24 protein-coding genes are annotated in these 24,348 nt (G+C 69.5%); 3 read left to right on the forward strand and 21 right to left on the reverse strand.

Going from position 1 to position 24,348, the window contains the following annotated elements:
- Position 1: 1 nt before the first annotated feature.
- The gene (locus tag IE145_RS12565; RefSeq protein ID WP_189521007.1) at positions 2-574 is read right to left on the reverse strand and encodes a hypothetical protein; all 573 of its coding nucleotides are present in this window, start codon (positions 572-574) and stop codon (positions 2-4) included.
- Between the two features lie 151 nt (positions 575-725).
- Here IE145_RS12565 and IE145_RS12570 point away from each other — a divergent pair, with 151 nt between their 5' ends.
- The 3 genes from IE145_RS12570 to IE145_RS12580 all read left to right on the forward strand — a co-directional run bounded on the left by IE145_RS12570 (position 726) and on the right by IE145_RS12580 (position 4,610).
- Complete coding sequence (locus IE145_RS12570) at positions 726-1,925, forward strand: sensor histidine kinase (RefSeq protein ID WP_189521008.1); 1,200 nt, start codon at positions 726-728, stop codon at positions 1,923-1,925.
- Complete coding sequence (locus IE145_RS12575) at positions 1,922-2,572, forward strand: response regulator (protein ID WP_189521009.1); 651 nt, start codon at positions 1,922-1,924, stop codon at positions 2,570-2,572. The genes IE145_RS12570 and IE145_RS12575 overlap by 4 nt, the downstream gene beginning before the upstream one ends.
- A gap of 163 nt (positions 2,573-2,735) precedes the next feature.
- On the forward strand, positions 2,736-4,610 hold the full coding sequence (locus IE145_RS12580; RefSeq protein WP_189521010.1) for a glycoside hydrolase family 18 chitinase: 1,875 nt from the start codon (positions 2,736-2,738) through the stop codon (positions 4,608-4,610).
- A gap of 247 nt (positions 4,611-4,857) precedes the next feature.
- Here IE145_RS12580 and IE145_RS12585 read toward each other — a convergent pair whose 3' ends face one another.
- The 20 genes from IE145_RS12585 to IE145_RS12680 form a co-directional block, all read right to left on the reverse strand.
- On the reverse strand, positions 4,858-5,304 hold the full coding sequence (locus tag IE145_RS12585; RefSeq protein WP_189521011.1) for a DUF2550 domain-containing protein: 447 nt from the start codon (positions 5,302-5,304) through the stop codon (positions 4,858-4,860).
- Between the two features lie 133 nt (positions 5,305-5,437).
- Positions 5,438-5,812, reverse strand: coding sequence for a F0F1 ATP synthase subunit epsilon (locus tag IE145_RS12590; protein ID WP_006127594.1), 375 nt, complete (start codon positions 5,810-5,812; stop codon positions 5,438-5,440).
- Between the two features lie 110 nt (positions 5,813-5,922).
- A complete protein-coding gene (gene atpD / locus IE145_RS12595) occupies positions 5,923-7,365 on the reverse strand; it encodes a F0F1 ATP synthase subunit beta (protein WP_189521012.1) in 1,443 nt (480 codons plus the stop codon).
- Entirely contained in the window at positions 7,365-8,282 is a 918-nt protein-coding gene (locus tag IE145_RS12600; protein WP_189521013.1) for a F0F1 ATP synthase subunit gamma, read from the reverse strand. The genes atpD and IE145_RS12600 overlap by 1 nt, the downstream gene beginning before the upstream one ends.
- Before the next feature lie 3 nt (positions 8,283-8,285).
- The gene (gene atpA / locus IE145_RS12605) at positions 8,286-9,857 is read right to left on the reverse strand and encodes a F0F1 ATP synthase subunit alpha (RefSeq protein WP_006127591.1); all 1,572 of its coding nucleotides are present in this window, start codon (positions 9,855-9,857) and stop codon (positions 8,286-8,288) included.
- A gap of 140 nt (positions 9,858-9,997) precedes the next feature.
- Positions 9,998-10,813, reverse strand: coding sequence for a F0F1 ATP synthase subunit delta (locus tag IE145_RS12610; RefSeq protein WP_189521014.1), 816 nt, complete (start codon positions 10,811-10,813; stop codon positions 9,998-10,000).
- Positions 10,810-11,346: a F0F1 ATP synthase subunit B gene (locus IE145_RS12615; protein ID WP_189521015.1), complete on the reverse strand. Its 537-nt coding sequence runs from the start codon at positions 11,344-11,346 to the stop codon at positions 10,810-10,812. The genes IE145_RS12610 and IE145_RS12615 overlap by 4 nt, the downstream gene beginning before the upstream one ends.
- Before the next feature lie 37 nt (positions 11,347-11,383).
- Positions 11,384-11,620, reverse strand: coding sequence for an ATP synthase F0 subunit C (atpE, locus tag IE145_RS12620; protein ID WP_003966254.1), 237 nt, complete (start codon positions 11,618-11,620; stop codon positions 11,384-11,386).
- Positions 11,621-11,714: 94 nt separating this feature from the next.
- Positions 11,715-12,542, reverse strand: a complete 828-nt coding sequence (atpB, locus tag IE145_RS12625; protein WP_161265985.1) for a F0F1 ATP synthase subunit A — start codon at positions 12,540-12,542, stop codon at positions 11,715-11,717.
- A 200-nt stretch (positions 12,543-12,742) separates the two neighbouring features.
- A complete protein-coding gene (locus IE145_RS12630; protein ID WP_189521016.1) occupies positions 12,743-13,183 on the reverse strand; it encodes a Cg1360 family ATP-synthase-associated protein in 441 nt (146 codons plus the stop codon).
- Between the two features lie 389 nt (positions 13,184-13,572).
- Positions 13,573-13,950: a hypothetical protein gene (locus tag IE145_RS12635; protein WP_189521017.1), complete on the reverse strand. Its 378-nt coding sequence runs from the start codon at positions 13,948-13,950 to the stop codon at positions 13,573-13,575.
- Between the two features lie 326 nt (positions 13,951-14,276).
- Positions 14,277-15,578, reverse strand: a complete 1,302-nt coding sequence (locus IE145_RS12640) for an MraY family glycosyltransferase (protein ID WP_189521018.1) — start codon at positions 15,576-15,578, stop codon at positions 14,277-14,279.
- 83 nt (positions 15,579-15,661) lie between these two features.
- Positions 15,662-16,948: a serine hydroxymethyltransferase gene (gene glyA, locus IE145_RS12645; RefSeq protein WP_189521019.1), complete on the reverse strand. Its 1,287-nt coding sequence runs from the start codon at positions 16,946-16,948 to the stop codon at positions 15,662-15,664.
- A gap of 230 nt (positions 16,949-17,178) precedes the next feature.
- Positions 17,179-17,820, reverse strand: coding sequence for an arsenate reductase/protein-tyrosine-phosphatase family protein (locus tag IE145_RS12650; protein ID WP_189521020.1), 642 nt, complete (start codon positions 17,818-17,820; stop codon positions 17,179-17,181).
- Entirely contained in the window at positions 17,817-18,464 is a 648-nt protein-coding gene (locus IE145_RS12655) for an L-threonylcarbamoyladenylate synthase (RefSeq protein ID WP_032763084.1), read from the reverse strand. The genes IE145_RS12650 and IE145_RS12655 overlap by 4 nt, the downstream gene beginning before the upstream one ends.
- A 58-nt stretch (positions 18,465-18,522) precedes the next feature.
- Positions 18,523-19,368 carry a peptide chain release factor N(5)-glutamine methyltransferase gene (gene prmC, locus IE145_RS12660; protein ID WP_030579786.1) on the reverse strand — a complete coding sequence of 282 codons (846 nt, stop codon included), beginning with the start codon at positions 19,366-19,368 and terminating at the stop codon, positions 18,523-18,525.
- A 40-nt stretch (positions 19,369-19,408) separates the two neighbouring features.
- Complete coding sequence (gene prfA, locus IE145_RS12665; protein ID WP_189521021.1) at positions 19,409-20,485, reverse strand: peptide chain release factor 1; 1,077 nt, start codon at positions 20,483-20,485, stop codon at positions 19,409-19,411.
- A 156-nt stretch (positions 20,486-20,641) separates the two neighbouring features.
- Positions 20,642-20,866 carry a 50S ribosomal protein L31 gene (rpmE, locus tag IE145_RS12670; RefSeq protein WP_003966263.1) on the reverse strand — a complete coding sequence of 75 codons (225 nt, stop codon included), beginning with the start codon at positions 20,864-20,866 and terminating at the stop codon, positions 20,642-20,644.
- A 165-nt stretch (positions 20,867-21,031) separates the two neighbouring features.
- A complete protein-coding gene (locus tag IE145_RS12675; RefSeq protein WP_189521022.1) occupies positions 21,032-22,135 on the reverse strand; it encodes an LCP family protein in 1,104 nt (367 codons plus the stop codon).
- Between the two features lie 260 nt (positions 22,136-22,395).
- Positions 22,396-24,171: a trypsin-like serine protease gene (locus tag IE145_RS12680; RefSeq protein WP_189521023.1), complete on the reverse strand. Its 1,776-nt coding sequence runs from the start codon at positions 24,169-24,171 to the stop codon at positions 22,396-22,398.
- Positions 24,172-24,348 lie beyond the last annotated feature (177 nt).

Here is a 24,348-nt window from a genome sequence, read left to right on the forward strand (position 1 = left end):
CCTAGAAGCGGTCGGCCCGCTCGCGGTCGGCCACCGCGTCGTGCGGGGCCTGCTTCGGAAACACCGTGTAGCCGCCGGCGATGATCACGTTGATACCGATCACCAGGAGCATCTTCTGCTGCCAGCTCTGGAGCGAGCTGATCGCCCCGTCCGGGCCGACGTACCAGACCGCCGCCTGGAGCAGGGCCAGGGCGACCGCCGCGGCGAGGATCCAGCGGGCGGCCGTGCGCCACTCGTGGATCGCGCGGGCCGTGCCGTACTTCGGCGGCCTGACCGGCTGCGGGCCGCCGAACCAGCGGTGGGCGACCCAGGCGTCCACCTTCTTGATGGTGTGGTGGCCGAGCCCCACCGTGAAGCCGATGTAGACGGCGGCCAGCCCGTGCTTCCAGTCGGGCTCGGCGCCGTTCTTCAGGTCGACGGCCGTCACCACCAGCAGCACGACCTCCAGCAGCGGCTCGCACAGCAGCACGGCCGCGCCGAGCCTCGGCTTCCTCGCGACGTACCGCAGGGCCAGTCCGGCGGCCAGCAGAACCCAGAATGCGACCTCGCAGGCCACGACCAGTAGGGCGATCACGACTCTCTCCTCCCGTTCCCTTCCAGCCTCCCGGCCGCCGGGCGCGGCGGCGTCGTCGGCAGTGACGAAACGGGACTGCATCCTTCGATGTAGTCGTGGATCAGCCCGCGAAGGGAGGCCCCGGGGGCGGTGCTGCGTGTTGGATGGAGGGGTGCTCACCTCGATCCGCCCCGACCGCGACGCGGTGGCCCTCGCCGTCTCCGGGCTGCTCGGGGGCCTGCTCCTGTGGCTGCTGGGCCTCCACACCCAGGGCGGCCACCCTTTCTCCGCGCCCTGGGCCGCCCTCGTACCGCTGACCGTCATGGCCACGGCCGAACTGCTGCGCCGCGACGCCCCGCGCACGGCGCTGACCGTCGGCACGCTCGCGCTGGTGGCGGACCAGTTCACCCGGGGCAGCCTCGCCACCGTCCTGATGTTCACGGACGTCATGTACGCGGCCGTGCTCTACGGGACCCCGGCCGCCGCCCGCCGCCTCCCGGTGGCCACGCTGCTGATCACCGTCGCGTCCACGATCGGCTTCCTGGCCTGGTTCCGTAAGCCCGAGGCGCTGCTGATCGGCCTGGTCATCGGGCTGGTCTCCTTCATCCCCGCCCTCACCGGAGTCAGTGTGCGCAGCCATCGCGCCGCGGCCGAGAGCGCCCGGCTCGCCGCCGTCCAGACCGCCCGGCTCGCCGAGATGGACCGGACGCAGGCGGTGGTCGCCGAGCGGGCCCGGATGGCGCGGGAGCTGCACGACATGGTGGCCAACCACCTCTCCGCCGTGGCGATCCACTCCACGGCGGCGCTGTCCATCGACGACCCGGAGACCTCGCGCAACGCCCTGAAGGTGATCCGGGAGAACAGCGTCGAGGGGCTCGCGGAGATGCGCCGGCTGATCGGGCTGCTGCGGGAGGGCGGCCAGGAGGAGGCCCCGGCCGCGGCCCCGACCCTGGCGGCTCTGGACACCCTGATCGAGCAGACGAACACCAACGGGGCGTCCGGCGGGCTCGTCTGCACCCTGGAGGACGCCCGGGACCCGGGAGCGGAGGCGCTGCCGACGCCGGTCGAGCTGGCCGCGTACCGGATCGTGCAGGAGTCCCTGACCAACGCCCTCAAGCACGCGGCGCCGGGCCCGGTCGTGGTGCGGATCGGCCGGGCCGGGGAGCTGTTGACCGTCGAGGTGACCAGTGCGTTCGGCAGCCGGGCCGGGCCGACCGCGCCCGGTTCGGGTGCGGGTCTCGTGGGGATGCGGGAGCGGGTGGCCCTGCTCGGCGGGACCTTCACGGCGGGGGCCGAACCGGGCGTGGACGGCACGAAGATCTGGCGGGTGCGGGCCGAACTGCCCGTACGGGAGAGGGAGATGCGGGAATGACGATCCGGGTACTGGTGGCGGAGGACCAGGCGGCCGTGCGCGCGGGGCTCGTACTGATCCTCTCCAGCGCGCCGGACATCGAGGTCGTCGGGGAGGCCGGGGACGGCGAGGCGGCGGTGCGCCTGACCCGTGAACTCCGGCCGGATCTCGTGCTGATGGATGTGCAGATGCCCCGGCTGGACGGGGTGTCGGCGACCCGGCAGGTGGTGACCGAGGAGCTGGCGGACGTGCTGGTGCTGACCACGTTCGACCTGGACGAGTACGTCTTCGGGGCGCTGCGCGCGGGCGCCAGTGGCTTTCTGCTGAAGAACACCGACGCCCGCGAACTGCTGGAAGCGGTACGGACGGTGGCGCGCGGCGAGGGCCTGATCGCCCCGGCGGTGACCCGTCGGCTGATCGCCGAGTTCGCGGGGACCACGCCCGTACGCGCGAGGGAGGCGGCCGCTCCGGTGGCGCTGGACACCTTGACCCGGCGGGAGCGGGAGGTGCTGGGGTGCCTGGGCGAGGGTCTGTCGAACGCGGAGATCGCGGCGCGGCTGTCGATGGCGGAGGCCACGGTGAAGACCCATGTCAGCCGACTGCTCGGGAAGCTGGAGCTGCGCAGCAGGGTGCAGGCGGCGGTGCTGGCGCAGGAGTTGGGGATCTGAGCCGGGCATCGATCTTTGGTCCAGACCTCTTGACGGTTGGTCCAGACCTTTCTAGTGTCACCGGAACACTGCGGTGAGTACGAGAGCACCCGTACTCAGGGCGGCGCAGGGTTTGCAGTCCACGAATCACCCCCGTTTGTTGGACCTCACCCGAGGAGCACCGTTGAGCACTGAATCCCCCCAACGCCGTACCAGATTCCGATGGATACCCGCCCCCAGCGGCAGGTCCAAGGTCGTCGCGGGCCTGACCGCGCTGGTCGTCCCGCTGGCCGCGATGGTGGGACTCGCCACCCCCGCCGCGGCAGCCACGTCGGCCACCGCCACGTACACCAAGAAGTCGGACTGGGGCACTGGCTTCGAGGGCCAGTGGACGGTGAAGAACACCGGCACCACCGCGCTCTCCTCCTGGACCATCGAGTGGGACTTCCCCTCGGGCACCTCGGCGGGCTCCGCCTGGGACGCCAACCTCACCAAGAGCGGCAACCACTACACCGCCAAGAACCTCTCCTGGAACGGGACCGTCGCGCCCGGCGCCAGCGTCAGCTTCGGTTTCAACGGCACCGGCTCCGGCTCCCCCACGGGCTGCAAGCTGAACGGCGCCTCCTGTGACGGCGGCTCGGTGCCCGGCGACAACGCGCCCTCCGCGCCCGGCAAGCCCACCGCGAGCGACATCACCGACACCTCGGTGAAGCTCAGCTGGACCGCGGCCACCGACGACAACGGCGTCAAGAACTACGACGTGCTGCGCGACGGCGCGAAGGTCGCCACGGTCACCGGCACCACGTACACCAACACCGGCCTGACCGCGGGCACCGACTACTCCTACGCCGTGCAGGCCCGGGACACCGCCGACCAGACCGGCCCGGTCTCCGGCTCCGTCGCCGTGCGCACCACCGGCGGGGACGGCGGCGAGCCGCCCGTCGGCGACAAGATCAACATGGGCTACTTCACCAACTGGGGCGTCTACGGGCGCAACTACCACGTCAAGAACCTGGTGACGTCCGGCACGGCCGCCAAGATCACGCACATCAACTACGCCTTCGGCAACGTGCAGAACGGCAAGTGCACGATCGGCGACGCGTACGCCGACTACGACAAGGCCTACACCGCCGACCAGTCGGTCGACGGCGTCGCGGACACCTGGGACCAGCCGCTGCGCGGCAACTTCAACCAGCTGCGCAAGCTGAAGGCCAAGTTCCCGCACATCAAGGTCCTCTGGTCGTTCGGCGGCTGGACCTGGTCCGGGGGCTTCGGCCAGGCCGTCCAGAACCCCGCGGCCTTCGCCCAGTCCTGCTACGACCTGGTCGAGGACCCCCGCTGGGCCGATGTCTTCGACGGCATCGACCTGGACTGGGAGTACCCCAACGCCTGTGGTCTGAGCTGTGACACCAGCGGCCCGGCCGCCATCAAGACCATGGCCGACGCGATGCGTGCGAAGTTCGGCGCGAACAACCTGGTCACCGCCGCCATCACCGCGGACGCCTCCGACGGCGGCAAGATCGATGCCGCGGACTACGCGGGCGCTGCCAAGTCCTTCGACTGGTACAACGTGATGACGTACGACTTCTTCGGCGCCTGGGCGAAGCAGGGCCCCACGGCCCCGCACTCCCCGCTGACCTCGTACTCCGGCATCCCGCAGCAGGGCTTCACCTCCGCCGACGCCATCGCGAAGCTGAAGGCGAAGGGCGTCCCGGCCAAGAAGCTGCTCCTCGGCATCGGCTTCTACGGCCGCGGCTGGACCGGCGTCACCCAGTCCGCCCCCGGCGGCACGGCGACCGGCGCGGCCCAGGGCACGTACGAGGCGGGTATCGAGGACTACAAGGTCCTCAAGAGCTCCTGCCCGTCGACCGGCACCATCGCCGGCACCGCGTACGCCCACTGCGGCACCAACTGGTGGAGCTACGACACCCCGGCCACCGTCGGCTCGAAGATGACCTGGGCGAAGAACCAGGGCCTGGGAGGCGCGTTCTCCTGGGAGTTCTCCGGTGACACCACCAACGGTGAGCTCGTCGGCGCGATGGCCAACGGCCTGAAGTAATCCCCACGCCGTAGCGCGAAGCGCTCAAAGCACCACCCCGGAAAAGCACCGGGGAGACGGGTCCGCCCCCCGTCTCCCCGGTTTTTCGCTGTGTACGGCCGAGTGGTTCGCCGGGTGCGGTCGTGCGTACGGCGTGTGCGGCCGAGTGGTTCGCTGTGTACGGTCGTGCGTACGGCGTGTACGCCCCGCTACGCCACGTTCCCCCTCCCCGGACTTCGTCCGGGGGCCCTTCCAGCGGGGCCGCGGATCAGGCCACGTTGACCCGCTGGCCGGGCGGTGCCGCCTCCAGCCAGGCGAGGAAGCCGGTCAGCGCGTCCTCGCTCATCGCCAGCTCCAGGCGCGTCCCCCGGTGGAGACAGCCGAGCACGACGGAGTCGGACAGCAGCGCCAGTTCCTCCTCGCCCTCCGGCATCCGGCGGGCGATCACCTCGATCGCAGAACGCTCCAGGCCCCGGCGGGGGCGAGGAGCGTAGGAGAAGACCCGGAACCAGTCGACGCGGTCACCGCTGTAGCGGGCGACCCCGTACACCCAGCCTTTGCCGAGGGAGTCCGGTTCCTCGGAGACGTCCCAGCGCAGACTGCAGTCGAAGGTCCCTCCGGACCGCTGGATCAGCCGCCGGCGCAGACCGAAGACGAACAGCCCCAGCAGGACCACGATGACGACGGACAAGCCCACCCACAACGCGAGGACCATCTCCACCGACCTCCTCGCATCGTCGAGTAACGAACACCGCAACCGTATTGCACCTGCATCGCCTCAGCCGCGACACGGCTGGATCGCTCCAGCTCGGGCCGCGGCTGAGTAAAAACATCTGTCAGTGGGGGTGCTAGCGCACCGCCACCGCGCGCAGACGGATCTCGGCGCGCCGCTCGGCGGCAGCGTCGGCATCCGACTTCGCGAGCTCCAGCGCCCGCTCGGCGCGCTCGACATCGATCTCGTCGGCCAGCTCGGCGATCTCGGCCAGCAGCGACAGCTTGTCGTCCGCGAACGAGATGAATCCACCGTGCACGGCGGCGACGACGGTGCCGCCCTCGCTCGTGCGGATCGTCACCGGGCCCGATTCCAGCACACCGAGAAGCGGCTGGTGACCGGGCATGACGCCGATGTCGCCGGACGTGGTACGCGCGACGACCAGGGTGGCCTCGCCGGACCAGACACTTCGGTCCGCGGCGACCAGCTCGACATGCAGCTCAGCAGCCAAGGGTGGCTCCTCGGGTCACCACCCGGCCGCCCGGCCGGGTGTTGGGTCAATTCTACGGGGCGTGGTGAGGGGGGTGGGACCACACCCACCCCCCTCGGTGAGCCGGAGGCTCAGGAGACGCCGAGCTCCTTGGCCTTGGCCTTGAGGTCGTCCAGGCCACCGCACATGAAGAACGCCTGCTCGGGGAAGTGGTCGTACTCCCCGTCGCAGATCGCGTTGAACGCGGCGATCGACTCGTCGAGCGGAACGTCCGAACCGTCCAGGCCGGTGAACTGCTTGGCGGCGTGGGTGTTCTGCGACAGGAAGCGCTCGACGCGACGGGCACGGTGGACGACGAGCTTGTCCTCCTCGCCCAGCTCGTCGATACCGAGGATCGCGATGATGTCCTGGAGGTCCTTGTACTTCTGCAGGATCCCCTTGACGCGGCTGGCCGCGTTGTAGTGGTCCTGGGAGATGTAGCGCGGGTCCAGGATGCGGGACGTGGAGTCCAGCGGGTCCACGGCCGGGTAGATGCCCTTCTCGGAGATCGGACGGGAGAGAACCGTCGTCGCGTCGAGGTGGGCGAACGTGGTGGCCGGGGCCGGGTCGGTCAGGTCGTCCGCGGGGACGTAGATCGCCTGCATCGAGGTGATCGAGTGACCACGCGTCGAGGTGATGCGCTCCTGGAGCACACCCATCTCGTCGGCCAGGGTCGGCTGGTAACCCACCGCGGACGGCATGCGGCCGAGCAGCGTGGAGACCTCGGAGCCGGCCTGCGTGAAGCGGAAGATGTTGTCGATGAAGAGCAGCACGTCCTGCTTCTGCACATCGCGGAAGTACTCCGCCATGGTCAGGGCGGACAGGGCCACGCGCAGACGCGTCCCCGGCGGCTCGTCCATCTGGCCGAAGACGAGCGCGGTCTTGTCCAGAACGCCCGAGTCGGTCATCTCGTCGATGAGGTCGTTGCCCTCACGGGTGCGCTCACCGACACCGGCGAACACCGACACACCGTCGTGCAGCTTCGCCACACGCATGATCATTTCCTGGATGAGGACCGTCTTGCCGACGCCCGCACCACCGAAGAGGCCGATCTTTCCACCCTTGACGTACGGGGTGAGGAGGTCGACGACCTTCAGGCCGGTCTCGAACATCTCGGTCTTCGACTCGAGCTGGTCGAAGGCCGGGGCCTTGCGGTGGATCGGCCAGCGCTCGGTGATCTGCGACTCGGCCTCGGGCTCGTTCAGGATCTGACCGAGGGTGTTGAAGACCTTGCCCTTGGTCACGTCACCGACGGGGACGGTGATGCCCGTGCCCGTGTCGGTCACCGCGGCCTGGCGGACCAGACCGTCGGTGGGCTGCATCGAGATCGCGCGGACCACGCCGTCGCCCAGGTGCTGGGCCACTTCCAGGGTCAGCGTCTTGCGGGCGCCTTCCTCGGCCGGGTCGGCGACCTCGACGTGGAGGGCGTTGTAGATGTCCGGCATCGCGTCGACGGGGAACTCCACGTCGACGACCGGGCCGATGACCCGGGCGACGCGGCCCGTGGCAGCGGCCGTCTCAACTGTCGTCGTCATTACTTGTCACTCCCCGCGGTCGCGTCGGCCAGGGCACTGGCACCGCCGACGATCTCGCTGATTTCCTGGGTGATTTCGGCCTGGCGGGCCGCGTTGGCAAGCCGGGACAGGCTCTTGATGAGGTCCCCGGCGTTGTCGGTGGCCGACTTCATCGCGCGGCGGCGGGCGGCGTGCTCGGAAGCGGCCGCCTGCAGCAGGGCGTTGTAGATACGGCTCTCGACGTAGCGCGGCAGAAGGGCGTCCAGGACGTCCTCGGCCGACGGCTCGAACTCGAAGAGCGGCAGGATCTCACCCTTGCGGGTGCTCTCCTCGGCCACGTCGTCGAGCGAAAGCGGCAGCATCCGGGCGTCGACCGCGTTCTGCGTCATCATCGACACGAATTCCGTGAAGACGATGTGCAGCTCGTCGACGCCGCCCTCGGCCGTCTCGTTCTGGATGGCCTCGATCAACGGGGCGGCGATGCGCTTGGCATCGCTGTACGCCGGGTTGTCGGTGAAGCCGGTCCAGGAGTCGACGACCTTGCGCTCGCGGAAGCCGTAGTACGCGACACCCTTGCGGCCGACGATGTACGTGTCGACCTCCTTGCCCTCGGAGGCAAGGCGCTCCCGCAGTCGCTCCGCGGCCTTGATGGCGTTGGAGGAGTAACCGCCGGCCAGACCGCGGTCGCTCGTGATGAGCAGGACCGCGGCCCGGGTCGGGGTCTCGACCTCGGTGGTGAGCGGGTGGTTGGCGTCGGAGCCGGTCGCCACCGCGGTCACCGCGCGGGTGAGCTCGGTCGCGTAGGGCTGCGAGGCCGCCACCTTGCGCTGCGCCTTGACGATGCGCGAGGCGGCGATCATCTCCATCGCCTTGGTGATCTTCTTGGTCGCGGTGACGGCTTGGATGCGGCGCTTGTAAACGCGAAGCTGAGCGCCCATCGATCAGCCCTCGCCCAGGAGCTTGCCGTCCGAGGTCTCGAACTGCTGCTTGAAGGCGGCGATCGCGTCGGCGATCGACTGCAGCGTGTCGTCGGACATCTTGCCGCCCTCGGCGATGCTGGTCAGGAGGTCCTTGCGCTCACGGCGCAGGAACTCCAGCAGCTCGCTCTCGAAGCGACGGATGTCCTCGACCGGGACGTCGTCCATCTTGCCCGTGGTGCCGGCCCAGACCGAGACGACCTGCTCCTCCATCGGGAACGGGGCGTACTGCGGCTGCTTCAGCAGCTCGACCATGCGCTTACCGCGCTCCAGCGAGGCCTTCGAGGCCGCGTCCAGGTCGGAACCGAAGGCGGCGAACGCCTCCAGCTCGCGGTACTGGGCGAGGTCCACGCGAAGCCGGCCGGAGACCTGCTTCATGGCCTTGTGCTGGGCGGAGCCACCGACTCGCGAGACCGAGATACCGACGTTGAGCGCCGGACGCTGACCCGCGTTGAACAGGTCGGACTCCAGGAAGCACTGGCCGTCGGTGATGGAGATGACGTTGGTCGGGATGAACGCCGACACGTCGTTCGCCTTGGTCTCGACGATCGGGAGGCCCGTCATCGAACCGGCGCCCATCTCGTCGGAGAGCTTCGCGCAGCGCTCCAGCAGACGGGAGTGCAGGTAGAAGACGTCACCCGGGTAGGCCTCGCGGCCCGGCGGGCGGCGCAGCAGCAGGGACACGGCGCGGTAGGCGTCGGCCTGCTTCGAGAGGTCGTCGAAGATGATCAGGACGTGCTTGCCCTGGTACATCCAGTGCTGGCCGATGGCCGAACCGGTGTACGGCGCCAGGTACTTGAAGCCGGCCGGGTCGGACGCCGGGGCGGCGACGATGGTCGTGTACTCCAGCGCACCGGCCTCTTCGAGCGCACCACGCACGGAGGCGATGGTGGAACCCTTCTGACCGATGGCGACGTAGATGCAGCGGACCTGCTTGTTCACGTCGCCCGAGCGCCAGTTGTCGCGCTGGTTGATGATCGTGTCGACGGCCAGCGCGGTCTTACCCGTCTGACGGTCGCCGATGATCAGCTGACGCTGGCCGCGGCCGATCGGCACCATGGCGTCGACGGCCTTGTAGCCGGTCTGCATCGGCTCGTGCACCGACTTGCGGACCATGACGCCAGGGGCCTGCAGCTCGAGGGCGCGGCGGCTGTCGGTCTCGATCTCGCCGAGACCGTCGATCGGGTTGCCGAGCGGGTCGACGACGCGGCCGAGGTAGCCCTCGCCGACGCCGACGGAGAGCACCTCACCGGTGCGCTGCACCGGCTGGCCCTCCTCGATTCCGCTGAACTCGCCGAGGACGATCGCACCGATCTCGCGCTCCTCGAGGTTGAGGGCGAGACCGAGGGTGCCGTCCTCGAACTTCAGCAGCTCGTTCGCCATGGCGGAGGGCAGACCCTCCACCTTCGCGATGCCGTCGCCGGCAACGCTGACCGTACCGACCTCCTCGCGCGAGGCCGCGTCCGGCTGGTACGACTGGACAAAGTTATCCAGTGCGTCCCGGATCTCCTCCGGCCGGATCGTGAGCTCCGCCATCTGGGTTCCCTGCTCTCCTTGTTGGGCCCGAAGTTTCTTAAGGGGGTCTGGGGGCCGACCCCCAGGAATCTTCTGCAATTTCTGCACGGCCCAACCGGGCCGCTGGTCTTGCTTTGGTCTTGCTCTGGTCTTGCTCTGTCTCAGCCGGCCATGCGACGGGTCGCATCGTCGAGACGCTCCGCCACGGTGCCGTTGATGACCTCGTCACCGACGCGCACCGAGACCCCGCCGAGGACCGAGGGGTCCACGTCCAGGTTCAGGTGCATCTCGCGGCCGTAGAGCTTCGCCAGAGCGGCGCCGAGGCGCTGCTTCTGCCGGTCGCTGAGCGGCACCGCCGAGGTGACGACGGCGACCATGCGGTTCCGGCGCTCCGCGGCGAGCTTGGACAGCGAGTCCAGCCCTGCTTCCAGGCTACGTCCACGCGGGTGGGTCACGAGGCGGACGATGATCCGCTCGGTGACCGGCTGCGCCTTGCCGCCGAGCAGGCTGCGCAGCAGCTCGCCCTTGGCGGACGCCGTGGCCGTACGGCTGGTCAGCGCGGAACGCAGCTCCGTGTCGGAGCCGACGATCCGGCCGAACCGGAACAGCTCGTCCTCGACGTCGTCGAGGCGGCCGCCGCGCTGGGCCGCGGTGAGGTCGGCGGTGTTCGCCAGCTCCTCGACCGAGTCCACCAGGTCACGGGACTGCGACCAGCGGGACCGGACGAGTCCGGAGACCAGGTCGACGGTCTCGCCGCCGACCTGTCCGCTGAGCAGGCGCGTGGCCAGCTCGGCCTTGCTCTCGCCGCTCTGGGCCGGGTCGGTGAGGACCCGGCGCAGGGATACTTCGCGGTCGAGCAGCGAGGTGACCGAGGCCAGCTCCTCGGCGAGCTTCGCCGCGTCGACCGACGTGTTGTCGGTCAGCGCGTCGAGACGCTCGCGTGCGGCAGCCAGTGCTTCGCGGCTCGCGCCGTTCATCGGGCCGCCTCGGCCTTCGCCTCGAGCTCGTCGAGGAACCGGTCGACGGTGCCGCTCTGCCGGGCGTGGTCCTGGAGGGACTCGCCGACGAGCTTGCCGGCCAGGTCGGTGGCGAGCTTGCCCACGTCCTGACGCAGCGCCGAGGACGCTGCCTTGCGGTCGGCCTCGATCTGGGCATGGCCGGCGGCGATGATCTCTTCGCGCTGCCGCTGACCTTCCGCCTTCATCTCCTGGATGATGACGGCGCCCTGCTCCTGCGCCTCCTGGCGCAGACGCGCGGCCTCGTGACGGGCCTCGGCGAGCTGGGCCTTGTACTGCTCAAGCACGCTCTGAGCCTCGGTCTGAGCCGCTTCGGCCTTCTCGATGCCACCCTCGATCGCCTCGCGGCGCTCTTCCAGGGTCTTGTTGATCACCGGAAGCAGCTTCTTCGAGAAGACGAAGAAGACGATGCCGAAGCAGATCAAGCCGATGACGATCTCGGGCCACACCGGGAGCAGAGGGTCCTGCGCCTTCTCGGCTGCCAGATACATCATGGTGGACCTTTCGTCGAATGGAGCTACAGGCACAACGTCACTTGACGATGAACGGAACGACGAAGCCGATCAGGGCCAGGGCCTCGACGACGGCGAAGCCGAGCAGCATGTTCTGGCGGATGAGGCCGGCAGCCTCGGGCTGGCGGGCGATGGCCTGCACACCGTTACCGAAGATGATGCCGATGCCGATACCGGGGCCGATCGCGGCGAGGCCGTAGCCGATGGTGCCGACGTTGCCGTTCACGGCCGCGAGGGTCTCGAAAGCAGCAGACATGTCTGTGGTTCCTTCTCTTGGTGGGACCGGCGGAAATGGTCTTCGCACCGGGCGTCTGGGGGGCTGAGGGGTGAAGCCGGGGGCTGTCGGGTCCTCAGTGGGCTTCTTCGAGCGCCTGGGAGAGGTACGTGGCGGTCAGCACCGTGAACACGTAGGCCTGAAGGGCCTGAATGAACAACTCGAACACGGTGAGGATCAGCGTCATGATGAACGACGCGCCCGCGTAGACCGTGCCGAGGACGGTGCCGAGCATGTACCAGGTGGCGATCGTGAAGATCAGAATCAGGATGTGGCCCGCGAACATGTTCGCGAAGAGTCGCACCGCCAGTGTGAACGGCCGGACGAAGACGTTGGAGATGAACTCCAGCGGCGTCAACAGCACATAGATCGGCTTGGGCAGACCGCTCGGGACACAGAGGTTGCGGATGCCTCCGACGAATCCGTTCGACCGGAACGTCACCGTCATGTACGTCACCCAGACCACCAGGGCCAGGCCGACGGGGTAGGCGATGACGGAGCTGACCGGGAACTGGGCGATCGGAATGATGGCCCAGAGGTTCAGCATCCAGACGAAGAAGAACAGCGAGACCAGCAGAGGAACGAAGGGCTCGCCCTTCTTGCCGATGACCTCACGGGCGATGCCGCGGTGGACGAAGTCGTACAGCGCCTCGGCGACCATCTGCAGCTTGCCCGGAACGACCTTGGGCTTCGAGAAACCGGCCCAGAAGAAGGCCAGGATCGCGAACGTGCCGATGATCGCAAGCAGCATGGGCTTGTTGAACTCGACAGGCCCAATGGTGAAGAGCGGCTCGAACATGAACGACCACACGCTGGGGGCATGGAACCCACAGTCCTTGAACAGGTGGCAGTTCGTCTCGAAGGCGAGCGTCTGGGCGTCAGTCACCAAGAGCTCCTTCTGCATGGCGCATGGATGCGGCTACCTCGTTGTGTCGGAGCGGCGGGTGGCCGCAGGTCGGCACCGGACTGGTTCTTACGGTGAGGAGGCGGCGGCCGGGCCCGAAGCCTCGCGATGAGTCATGCGATCGCCCTGTTGCCCGCGCTCGCACTACCGCAACCGAGACCGGACGATAGCAGCACGTCGAACACGGCTTTATCCCGGCCCTACTCGTCACGATCTCCCCCAGCTCCACCCGCTCGGTTGCGGGTGTCCGCGTCGGGGTCGACGTAGAGAGTCTTGCTCCGCGCGTGCAGCACGGCCTGCGTGGTGATCCACGTGATCACGGCCGCGACCAGCGAGAGGGCGAAGACCTGAAGATCGAAGAGGGATGTGTTCCGGATGCTCAGGATGAAGATGAGCAGGAGCACGAGCTGGGCCGAGTAGATCATCAGCCCCATGCCCTGGAACAGGTGAGGCATGGCCTTGCCGACCCAGTTGAGCGCCAGCAGTCCGAGCGCCATGAAGACGATCACGACCACGCAGCCGACCGCGGCACCGATCGCCCCTTCGCCGCCGGCGAGCAGACCGCCGACGAGCGTGGCGATGGCTCCCACCGCGGCGGTGGGGGTGGCGATGCGCAGTACTTCGCGCATGTCGGACTGCATGGCGGCAGCTCCACTGGTCTGAGAGGAGGAATGGGGCGTCGTCATGGACGAGCGTAGGCCCGGTCCGCGAGGCGGATTACCAGGCCAATGGACCGTCTCACTAGGGTCCTTCGGCTCCGTCACCGGGTCTCGTGAACGGTATCACAAACTATTTGATGAGGTCTTTACCTGGAAAGTGTGCCAACCGTCACACATGAGGGCTAACACGCGCGCCTGAGCGTCAAACTGAGCGAGATGTCTGATAATGCAGCTATTTGACCAGGGGCTCGCTGCCGCCACTCACACGAGCGACGTTCCACGCGGCGCACCATTCACACCACACAGAAGGGTCGGTGGTCACGACAGTGACCACCGACCCATGTACGCCTAGGCCGTCTCCGGCTGACGCGTCAGCTGAACTTCACCTTGCCTTCGGCACTCTGAGCCCACGAGCGCCCGGCCTGCACCTTGAAGCAGGTCCCCTTCTTGATCGACTTCTTGAAGGTGTAGTAGTCGCCCTTCTTCTTCTTGAAAGGGATCGATTCGGTCAGGCCCTTGTGGCCCTTGCACGTGACGAGCCGGAATCCGACGGCGTGGTTCCACCCCTTCTTCGTCACGGTGTACTTCACCTTGCCGGTCTTCCCCTTCTTGAACTTCTCCGGGGACTCCGACTTTCGGTTCGGATAGAGCGAAACAGTGAACTTCTTGGTCGCCTTGGCCTCGATCGGCTGCTGAGCAGACAACGTCGACGCCTGGGCGACTCCGGCCCCGAGCAGGCCGCTCATCATCGCTGCCGATGCGACTATGCAGGCGAATTTACGCACAGTTCCCCCTAAAGATAATCTCGGATTACCGCGCCGCGGTCACGGGCTCGGCACGCCAGACGCTATGCGAACGCAACGCGCACTTCAATGAGCTTCGGCGCGAACAGCCGGGGGCCCGGAAAGGGAATGCCTTATTCCTCTCTTTCCTCTACCCGCCCGTCCCGGGAAACAGGAAACGCCGGCACGAAAGAGTGCTGATGGCAGACGTGCTCGCAGAACGACTATCGAAAGCGACGCCGCGGAGACCGCATACCGGCCAATTTCGCTCCGGCTGCCACGTCGCGCGTCGCCTAGAGGCTGCTGTCGACCTTCTGGCGCGAGAGGAAACGCTGACGCTCTCCTACCGCCGTGGCCCCGTTGAGGCCTGCGGTCCGGGCGGCCTGAGTGTCCTCGACAGCTACCGCCACACTCCGGTGCCGGTAGCGCGGCGGCACGAAGCGGTTGGCCCAGTGCGGGGCGCGCGGGGTGAAGCGCGGCATCAGCAGGAGGATCAGGCCGATCGCGCTCGCGCCGACGATCATGAAGATGATCCACGTCGAGGCCGAGTGCACCGAGTAGCCGACGGTGCCGAAGGCGATGAGCGCCGACCAGAAGTACATGATCAGCACGGCCCGGCTGTGCGAGTGCCCGACCTCCAGCAGCCGGTGGTGCAGGTGGCCCCGGTCGGCCGCGAACGGCGACTGGCCGTTCCAGGTGCGCCGGACGATGGCCAGGATCAGGTCGGCGGCCGGGATGGCGATGATCGTCAGTGGCAGTACCAGCGGGATGAAGACCGGGAACATCGCGTGGGTCGCCCCCCGTTCACTGCCCTCGAAGAAGATCTTCAGGTTGTCCGGGTCGACCTGGCCCGTGATCGAGATCGCGCCCGCCGCCAGCACCAGCCCGATCAGCATCGAGCCCGAGTCGCCCATGAAGATCCGCGCCGGGTGCATGTTGTGCGGCAGGAAGCCCAGGCACATCCCCATGAGGATCGCCGCGAAGAGCGTCGCGGGGGCCGCCGCCTCGATGCCGTACCCCATCCAGAGCCGGTACGCGTACAGGAAGAACGCCGCCGACGCGATGCACACCATGCCCGCCGCGAGCCCGTCCAGGCCGTCGACGAAGTTGACCGCGTTGATCGTGATGACGACCAGCGCCACCGTGAGCAGCGTGCCCTGCCACTGGGTGAGGGCGACCGTGCCGACGCCGGGGATCGGCAGCCACAGGATCGTGAGCCCCTGGATGACCATGACGGCGGCGGCGATCATCTGGCCGCCGAGCTTGATCAGGGCGTCGATCTCGAACTTGTCGTCGAGCACGCCGATCAGCCAGATCAGCGCGGCGCCGGAGAGCAACGCCCGTGGCTCGTTGGAAAGTTCGAAAACGCCCTGCAGATTGAACAGGTGGTCGGCGACGATCAGCCCCGCACACAGCCCGCCGAACATGGCGATCCCACCGAGCCGCGGTGTCGGCTCCCGGTGGACGTCGCGCGCGCGGATCGCGGGCATCGCCCCGATCGCGATGGCGAACTTACGCACCGGTCCGGTCAGCAGATAGGTCACCGCTGCCGTGACACAGAGCGTCAGCAGGTAATCACGCACGGGCTGCCCCACAGGTTTCGCCGGCCATCTCAGCCCCACACCCTAGTCTCTGTACAAGGACACCACGGTACGGGTGATGGTTCCCCGTCCCTCGCCTACCCCGGATAGGGAGGGTTCCGCTCCGCCAGTGCCCGGACCTCCGCCGCGATCGGGCTCACGTCGCCCGTCTCCCGTACGGCCGCCCCGAACAGGGCCGCGATCCGGGCCATGTCCCCGTCGTCCATCCCCTGTGTGGTGACGGCGGCGGCGCCGAGCCGGATGCCCCGGGCGTCCCCGTACGGCAGGGCGCACGTGTCGAGGACCATACCGGCCGCCGACAGGCGCTCCCGGGCGGTGCGGCCGTCGACGCCGAGCGGGGCCGGGTCCGCGACGACGATATGGGTGTCCGTGCCGCCCGTGGTCACCTCGAAGCCCTCCGCCTCCAGGCCGGCTGCCAGCACCCGGGCGTGGGCGACGACCTGGTGGGCGTAGAGCGTGTACGCGGGGGTGGCCGCCTCCCCGAACGCGACCGCCTTCGCCGCCACCGTGTGCATCTGCGCCCCGCCCTGCGTGAAGGGGAACACCGCCCGGTCGATCCGCTCCGCCAGCTCGGCGCCGCACAGGATCATGCCGCCGCGCGGACCGCGCAGCACCTTGTGCGTGGTGGCGCAGACCACGTCGGCGTACGGGACCGGGTTCGGCGCCGCTCCCCCGGCGATCAGCCCCATCGGATGGGCGGCGTCCACGATCAGATACGCCCCGACCTCGTCGGCGATCTCCCGGAACGCCTCGTAATCGGGGTGCCGGGGGTAGGAGATGGAGCCGCAGACGATGGCCTTGGGCCGGCGTGCGCGGGCCAGGGCGCGCAGCCGGGTGTGGTCGATGAGCCCGGTGCCGGGGTCGACCCCGTAGCCGACGAAGTCGAACCAGCGGCCGGAGAAGTTGCCCGGCGCCCCGTGGGTGAGGTGTCCCCCGGACGGGAGCCCCATCGCGAGGACCGTGTCGCCGGGGCGCAGCAGCGCGGCGTAGGCGGCGAGGACGGCGGAGGAGCCGGAGTGCGGCTGGACGTTGGCGTGTTCGGCGCCGAAGAGGGCGGTGGCCCGGCGTACGGCGATGCGTTCGGCCTGGTCCGCGTGCTCGCAGCCGCCGTGGTGGCGGGCGCCCGGGTACCCCTCGGCGTACTTGTTGGCGAGCGGGGAGCCGAGGGCGGCCAGGACCGCGGGCGAGGTGAAGTTCTCGGCGGCGATCAGCTGGAGGGTGCCCGCCTGCCGGTCCCGCTCCGCGAGGAGGATCCCGGCGATCTCCGGGTCCTGGCTCAGCAGCGAGCCGAAGTCCTGGGGCAGGGCGTCGGGCGCGGGCGGCGCGGCCGGGGGTGCGGGTGCGGCGGGAGAGGTGACCGGCATGGGACGGCTCCGGGCCTGGAGGTGGGTGCGCCGGCGAGGGGTGCCGGTGTCAGCTCCAACGTACGCCGGGGCGGGGCACCGTGCCCGCTGTCGGAGGGTGCCGTACGCCGGTCGGCGCACCGGTGTACGGCGCGGGACGTGCGGGCCGTCCGGTGGGGCCGCGTACGGAGGGCTGTCGCGGCGGCGTGCGGCGGTGCGCGCCCGCGTCCGTCAGTGCGCGCCCGCGTCCGTCAGTGCGGGGCGCGGACGCCGGTGAGCGCGGTGACGACCGGGTCGAGCGCCTGGTTGATCTCGTCGCCGATGGAGCGGAAGAAGGTGATGGGCGCGCCGTAGGGGTCGTAGACCTCGTCCGCCTCGGCGGTCGGGGCCAGCAGCCAGCCGCGCAGCGCGGCGGCGGCGCGCACCAGGGCGCGGGCGCGCTCGACGACGCCCTCGTCGCGCGGGTCGGGCAGGGTGGCCGGGTCTATCGCCCGGACCAGCCGGGTGAACTCCTTGAGCGTGAAGGTGCGCAGGCCCGCGGAGTGGCCCATGGAGATGACCTGGGCGCGGTGGTCGCGGGTGGCGGTGAGGACCAGGTCGGCGCGGATGACGTGCTCGTCGAGCAGTTCGCGGCCGACGAAGCCGGTGTGGTCCGCGCCGAAGTCGGCGAGGACGACCTCGGCGTTGGCCTCCATGGGGGCGCCCTCATGGCCCCAGGTGCCGGCGCTCTCCACGATCAGGCCACCGCTGAGCGGGTCGCCGAGGCGGTCCACCAGGGCATGGCGGGTCAGCCGCTCGGTGATGGGCGAGCGGCAGACGTTGCCGGTGCTGACGTGGAGGATGCGGAAGGTGTCGGTCCGCCCCGCTATGCCACGCCCCTCGGGGGCGGTCAATTGGCCACCTCGAGGTCGGGAACCACCTTGCGCAGCTCCTCCGCGGAGAGGGCGCCGGCGCGCAGCAGGACCGGGGTGGCGCCGGTGACGTCGACGATGGAGGACGGCACGATGCCGGGCGTCGGGCCGCCGTCGAGGTAGACGGAGACGGAGTCGCCGAGCATGCCCTGGGCGGCGTCGCAGTCCTCGGGCGAGGGGTGCCCGGTGAGGTTGGCGCTGGAGACGGCCATCGGGCCGACCTCGGTCAGCAGCTCGATGGCGACCGGGTGCAGCGGCATCCGGATGGCAACGGTGCCCCGGGTGTCGCCGAGGTCCCACTGGAGGGAGGGCTGGTGCCGGGCGACGAGGGTGAGGGCGCCGGGCCAGAAGGCGTCGACGAGCTCCCACGCCTCCTCGGAGAAGTCGGTGACCAGGCCGTGCAGGGTGTTCGGGGAGCCGATGAGGACGGGGGTGGGCATGTTGCGGCCCCGGCCCTTGGCGTCCAGCAGGTCCGCGACGGCCTCCGAGGTGAAGGCGTCCGCACCGATCCCGTAGACGGTGTCGGTGGGCAGCACGACCAGTTCGCCCCGGCGGACGGCCGATGCGGCCTCGCGCAGGCCCGTGGTCCGGTCGGTAGCGTCGTTGCAGTCGTATCGCCGAGCCATCAGCCGGCCTCCTCGGACAGGTACGGGTACGGGTACGGGTGGTGGTGCCGGGGGCCGGTCACGGCATGGCCTTGCGGGCGGTGGCGAACCGGGGGCGCTTGTTGAGGTCGGGGTGGTCGGCGGCATCCGCCCAGCCCCGCTCCTCGGTGAAGATCCACGGGACCTGGCCGCCCTGGGTGTCGGCGTGCTCGATGACGACGAGGCCGCCGGGGCGCAGCAGCCGGTGGGCGGTGCGTTCGATGCCGCGGATGGTGTCGAGGCCGTCCTCGCCGGAGAACAGGGCCATCTCCGGGTCGTGGTCGCGGGCCTCGGGGGCGACGTACTCCCACTCGGTGAGCGGGATGTACGGCGGGTTGGAGATCACCAGGTCGACCTGGCCGTCGAGCTCGGGAAGGGCGCTCAGGGCGTCTCCCTTGTGCACGGTGACCCTGGACCCCTCGGCGTTCTTCCGCGTCCACCTGAGGGCGTCCTCGGAGAGCTCCACGGCGTGGACGCGGGAGCGGGGGACCTCCTGGGCCATGGCGAGCGCGATGGCGCCCGATCCGGTGCACAGGTCGACGACGACGGGCTCGACGACGTCCATCGCGCGCACGGCGTCTATGGCCCAGCCGACGACCGACTCGGTCTCCGGGCGGGGCACGAAGACGCCGGGTCCGACCTGGAGCTCCAGGTAGCGGAAGAAGGCGCGGCCGGTGATGTGCTGGAGGGGTTCGCGGGCCTCGCGCCGGGCGATGGCCTCCCAGTACCGGGCGTCGAAGTCGCTGTCGGGGACCGTGTGGAGCGCGCCCCGCTTCACCCCGTGGACGAAGGCCGCGAGTTCCTCGGCGTCGAATCGCGGTGAGGGGACACCGGCGTCGGCCAGCCGCTGGGTGGCCTGGGCCACCTCGGCGAGCAGCAGGTTCATCGCGGTTCTCCGTACGGGGTGTGCGGGGCGGGCGGGTCGCTTACGCGTTGGCGAGCTTGGCGGCGGAGTCGGCGTCGACGCACGCCTGGATGACCGCGTCCAGGTCGCCGTCGAGCACCTGGTCCAAGTTGTACGCCTTGAAGCCGACGCGGTGGTCCGAGATGCGGTTTTCCGGGAAGTTGTAGGTCCGGATCTTCTCGGAGCGGTCGACGGTACGGACCTGGCTGCGGCGGACGTCGGAGGCTTCCTGCTCGGCGGCCTCCTGGGCGGCGGCGAGCAGCCGGGACCGCAGGATGCGCATGGCCTGCTCCTTGTTCTGGAGCTGGCTCTTCTCGTTCTGGCAGGAGGCGACGACCCCGGTCGGCAGGTGCGTGATGCGGACGGCGGAGTCGGTCGTGTTGACGGACTGGCCGCCGGGGCCCGAGGAGCGGTAGACGTCGATACGGAGATCGTTGGCGTGGATCTCGACGTCGACCTCCTCGGCCTCGGGGGTGACGAGCACGCCCGCGGCGGAGGTGTGGATGCGGCCCTGGGACTCGGTGGAGGGCACGCGCTGCACGCGGTGCACGCCGCCCTCGTACTTCATCCGGGCCCAGACACCCTGGCCGGGCTCGGTGGCGCCGTTGCCGCCCTTGGTCTTGACCGCGACCTGGACGTCCTTGTAGCCGCCGAGCTCGGACTCGGTGGAGTCGATGATCTCGGTCTTCCAGCCGACGCGCTCGGCGTAGCGCAGGTACATGCGCAGGAGGTCCCCGGCGAACAGGGCGGACTCGTCGCCGCCGGCGCCCGCCTTGATCTCCAGGAGCACGTCCTTGTCGTCGCTGGGGTCGCGCGGGACGAGGAGGAGGCGGAGCTTCTCCGTGATCTCCTCGCGCTGCTTCTCCAGCTCCTTGACCTCGGCGGCGAAGTCGGGGTCGTCCGCGGCGAACTCGCGGGCGGTCTCGATGTCGTCGCCGGTCTGCTTCCAGGTCCGGTACGTGGAGACGATCGGGGTCAGCTCCGCGTAGCGCTTGTTCAGCTTGCGCGCGTTCGCCTGGTCGGCGTGGACCGACGGGTCGGCGAGCTTCTTCTCGAGATCGGTGTGCTCACCGATCAGTTCCTCGACCGCCTCGAACATGCGGGGGCTCCTGGTTGCTCTGAAGTCTGCGGGCCTGCTGAAGGGCGTACGGCCCGGTGGGGTGTCGCCCGGGGGCTCCCCCGGGCACCCGACCGGAAAAAACGCCGGTTCCGACGCCCCCGGGAAGAGGGCGCCAGGAACCGGCGCAGTGGCTCGCTACTTGCTGGCGGAGCCGGCAGCCTTGCCGAAGCGGGCCTCGAAGCGGGCCACGCGGCCGCCGGTGTCGAGGATCTTCTGCTTGCCCGTGTAGAACGGGTGGCACTCGGAGCAGACGTCGGCACGGATGGTGCCGTTGTCGATGGTGCTCCGGGTGGTGAACGACGCACCGCAGGTGCAGCTGACCTGCGTCTCGACGTACTCGGGGTGAATGTCGCGCTTCAAGGTGTCTCCTAGTTTCGGGAGGGCGCCGGGTCGTCCGCGCGGATTTGCGGGGCCGTGAACCGGGGCCGACGTACCAGTCTGCCAGGACCGGCCGTATCTCCCAAAACCGGGGGCGGGGCGCGGGTATTCCCGCCGCCCGGCCGTGCACCCGGGGTGACCGGTGGGCTACTCGACGACCTGGTCGGCGTCGCCCTTGTCGCCGGCCGACTTCTCGGTGGCGGAGGCGGGAATCGGCCGGTCGTTCCTGAGCGCGGCCCACACCTGCCGGCCGGCCTTCTCCTGCGGGAGGACGCGGTTCGGGTCGGCCGGGTCGTACTCCACGGGGAGGGTCACCATGTGGACGTTGTCGGCGCCCAGCCCCTTGAGGCCGTTCGCGAACCCGGTGAGCTTCTTGACCGAGCCGAGTCCGGAGTCGGTGGTGACGGCCTTGGTGGCGGCGTCCGCGAGCCCGAAGAGCTTCTGGGGGCTGGAGAACACGCCGACGCTCTTCGTCTGCTCCATGAGCGCCTTGATGAACGCCTGCTGGAGCTGGATGCGTCCCAGGTCGCTGCCGTCGCCGACGCTCTTGCGGGTACGGACGAGGCCGAGGGACTCCGCACCGTTCAGGGTGTGGGTGCCGGGCTCCAGGTCGAGGTGGCTCTTGGAGTCGTTGATCGCGGTCCTCGTGGTGATCTCGACGCCGCCGAGTTCGTCGATGAGCTTCTCGAAGCCGGTGAAGTCGACTTCCAGGTAGTGGTCCATGCGGATGCCGGACATCGACTCGACGGTCTTGACCGCGCAGGCGGGCCCGCCGACCTCGTAGGCGGTGTTGAACATCGCCCGGTGCTCGGCGGGGACCTGGTCTCCGGTGGTGTCGCTCTCGCAGGCGGGGCGTTCGATCAGGGTGTCGCGCGGTATCGAGACGACACTCGCGGACTTGTGGCCCTTGTCGACGTGGACGACCATCGCCGTGTCGGAGCGGGCCGCGCCCTCGTCCCGGCCGTACTTCCCGTTGTCGCCGGAGCGCGAGTCGGAGCCCAGCACCAGGATGTCCTGCGAGCCGTCGTCCACGTCGTCGGGACGGTCGGCGCCGAGCCTGGCGTCGATGTCGATGGTGGAGAGGTTGCCGTCGAGCGCCAGGTAGGCGTAGCCGAGCCCGGCCCCGCCGACGACCACGACTCCCGCCGCCGTCCAGGCCGCGACGACCTTGGCGCGATGCCGGCGGGTCGGTTTCCTCCGTCGGCTGCCGGTGCCGCGTATACGGCCCGTGCCCCTGTTCTGCTCGCTCACGCGTCTCCCTCGTCACTCCCGTTGCCCGCGTGCCCCCTGCCGTGGTGTTCCACGCGCGGTCGGCCTCCCCTGTCAAGTCCTCAAGACGGCCGAAGCACGAAGAAGGGTTGCACAGACGCCTGTGGCCCCCGTCGGGGACGGGGGCCACAGGTCTTACCGGCGTACGAGCCGTGAGGCGGCGTTCACCTGGGGTTTCGTGCCCCGTACAGCGATCGTGCGGTGTGCTCGGAAGCCGTACGGGATGTGGTCAAGGTCTCGGCTCAGCCGAACAGGTCGTAGTTGTTGGCCCCACTGCCCAGCAGCTTGCGCGAGCCGAAGATGCCGCTGTCGGACCTGCCGGTGCCCGGGTAGAGGTAGAGCTCGCCGGTCTTCACCCGGACGATGATGTCCGCGCGGCCGTCGCCGGTGAAGTCACCGGTGGTGACCAGGGCCGTGGCCACGTCCCAGGTCCGGACGAGGATCTTGGACGCGAACGGGGCGCTCGCCTTGCCCGTGCCCGGGAAGAGGTACAGCTTCCCGCCGCTGCCGCGGGCGATGATGTCGGCCTTGCCGTCGCCGGTGAAGTCACCGCTGCCGCGGACCATGTTGTAGTTCAGCCCGCCGCCGCCGATCTTGATCCGGGAGGCGAAGCTACCGTTGCCCTTGCCCGGGTACAGCCAGAAGCCGCCGGAGGAGTCGGTCGAGAGGACGTCCGGGTGGCCGTCGCTCGTCAGGTCACCGGGAGCGAGGATCTGCGTCCGGGTCGCCCAGCCGGTCGCCAGGCGCTTGGTCTGCCACGCGTCGGCGGCGATGCTGTACCACTGCCAGTACAGGTTGCCGTCCGAGCCGCGCACCAGCAGGTCCTGGTTGTCGTCCCGGTTCAGGTCCGTCTGGAGCAGCACGTTGATGCCGCCCCAGTCGGGGCTGTACGTGGACTTCGACATGGCGGTACCGGTGGACTCGAACTGGTACATCGTCTTGCTGGACTTCTTGCGGGCCATCAGGTCCGCCCGGTGGTCCCAGGTCATGTTGGTGTCGTAGGCACGCGCGTTGATGGCGCCCGTGTAGGAGGTCACCTTCGCGAAGACGCTGTACGCGCCCTCTCCCACGCAGTCCTCGATGCCCCAGGAGACGATGCCGGCCAGCTTGCCGCCGATGACCAGCGGGCCGCCGGAGTCACCGTTGCACGCCCCGACGGTCTCCGCGTCGCTCGCGCCGGTCTTGCCCGCGCAGACCATGTGGCCCGCGACGAAGTAGCTGCCGTACGAATCGCGGCACGCCGAGTCCGAGACGATCGGCAGGGTCGCCGAGCGCAGGGTGGTGGAGATGTCGTCGCTGGTGGAGCTGGTGCGGCCCCAGCCGTAGACCTTGGCCTGGGTGCCCGCGGCGTAGAGGCCGGTGTCCGTGCTGGCCGCCACCGGGAGGGACTTGGCCGTGACCGGCTCGAAGAGGGTGAGGACGGCGACGTCGTTGTCGGCCGCGCCCTGCACGTCCTTGTAGACCGGGCTGCTCCACTGGCGGTAGGGCCAGGAGACGGTGCCGCTGCTGTTGGGCTCGGTGGAGGTGCTGTCGGTGACGACCGCGCCGTTGGCGTTCCAGTCGTAGCCCTTGACGCAGTGCGCGGCCGTGGCGATCTTCGTGGGCGCGATGACGACGCCGCCGCAGAAGAAGCCGGTGTCGTCGCTCTCGTCGGCCGGGGTGCCCTGGTCGTCGTAGTACCAGAGTTGCGCCATCCAGGGGGCGCTGGTGATGGAGGTCTGCGTTCCGCCGATGACCATCGGGGCGGCGGTGCCCGGGCCGTCCCCGGCGAACTTGGCCGGCGGAAGCACCTCGCGGTCCGATGCGGACGCGTCGGCCACCCGCTCGCGCAGCTCCGACTCGGCCGGGGCGGCGGGCCGTTCGGGCGCTGCCGTCGGCAGCGAGGGCGCCGGCTCCTCGGCCTGCGACGTGGACATCGTCAGGGCGGTGCCGACGAGGGCGAGGGCGGTGACGGCCGCCGCGGGAACGGCGAGCCTGAGCCGGCGCGCGTGGCGGCCCCCCGTGGTGCGTATGTGCACGCGGTGATCCTTCGGATAGGAACCGGCGGCACAAAAGGGCCCCGCCGGTCGGGAAACGGCGGGGGTGCGTGAACTGTCCGCTGCGCAGGGCGGATCGCCACAGGGCTTACGCCTCTGCCGTTCCGCCTCGATGGCCCCCCACCTCAACTGCCCCAGACATTACGTCAGTAACAACGA

The organism is Streptomyces sindenensis, assembly GCF_014649035.1.
Classification (GTDB): domain Bacteria; phylum Actinomycetota; class Actinomycetes; order Streptomycetales; family Streptomycetaceae; genus Streptomyces; species Streptomyces sindenensis.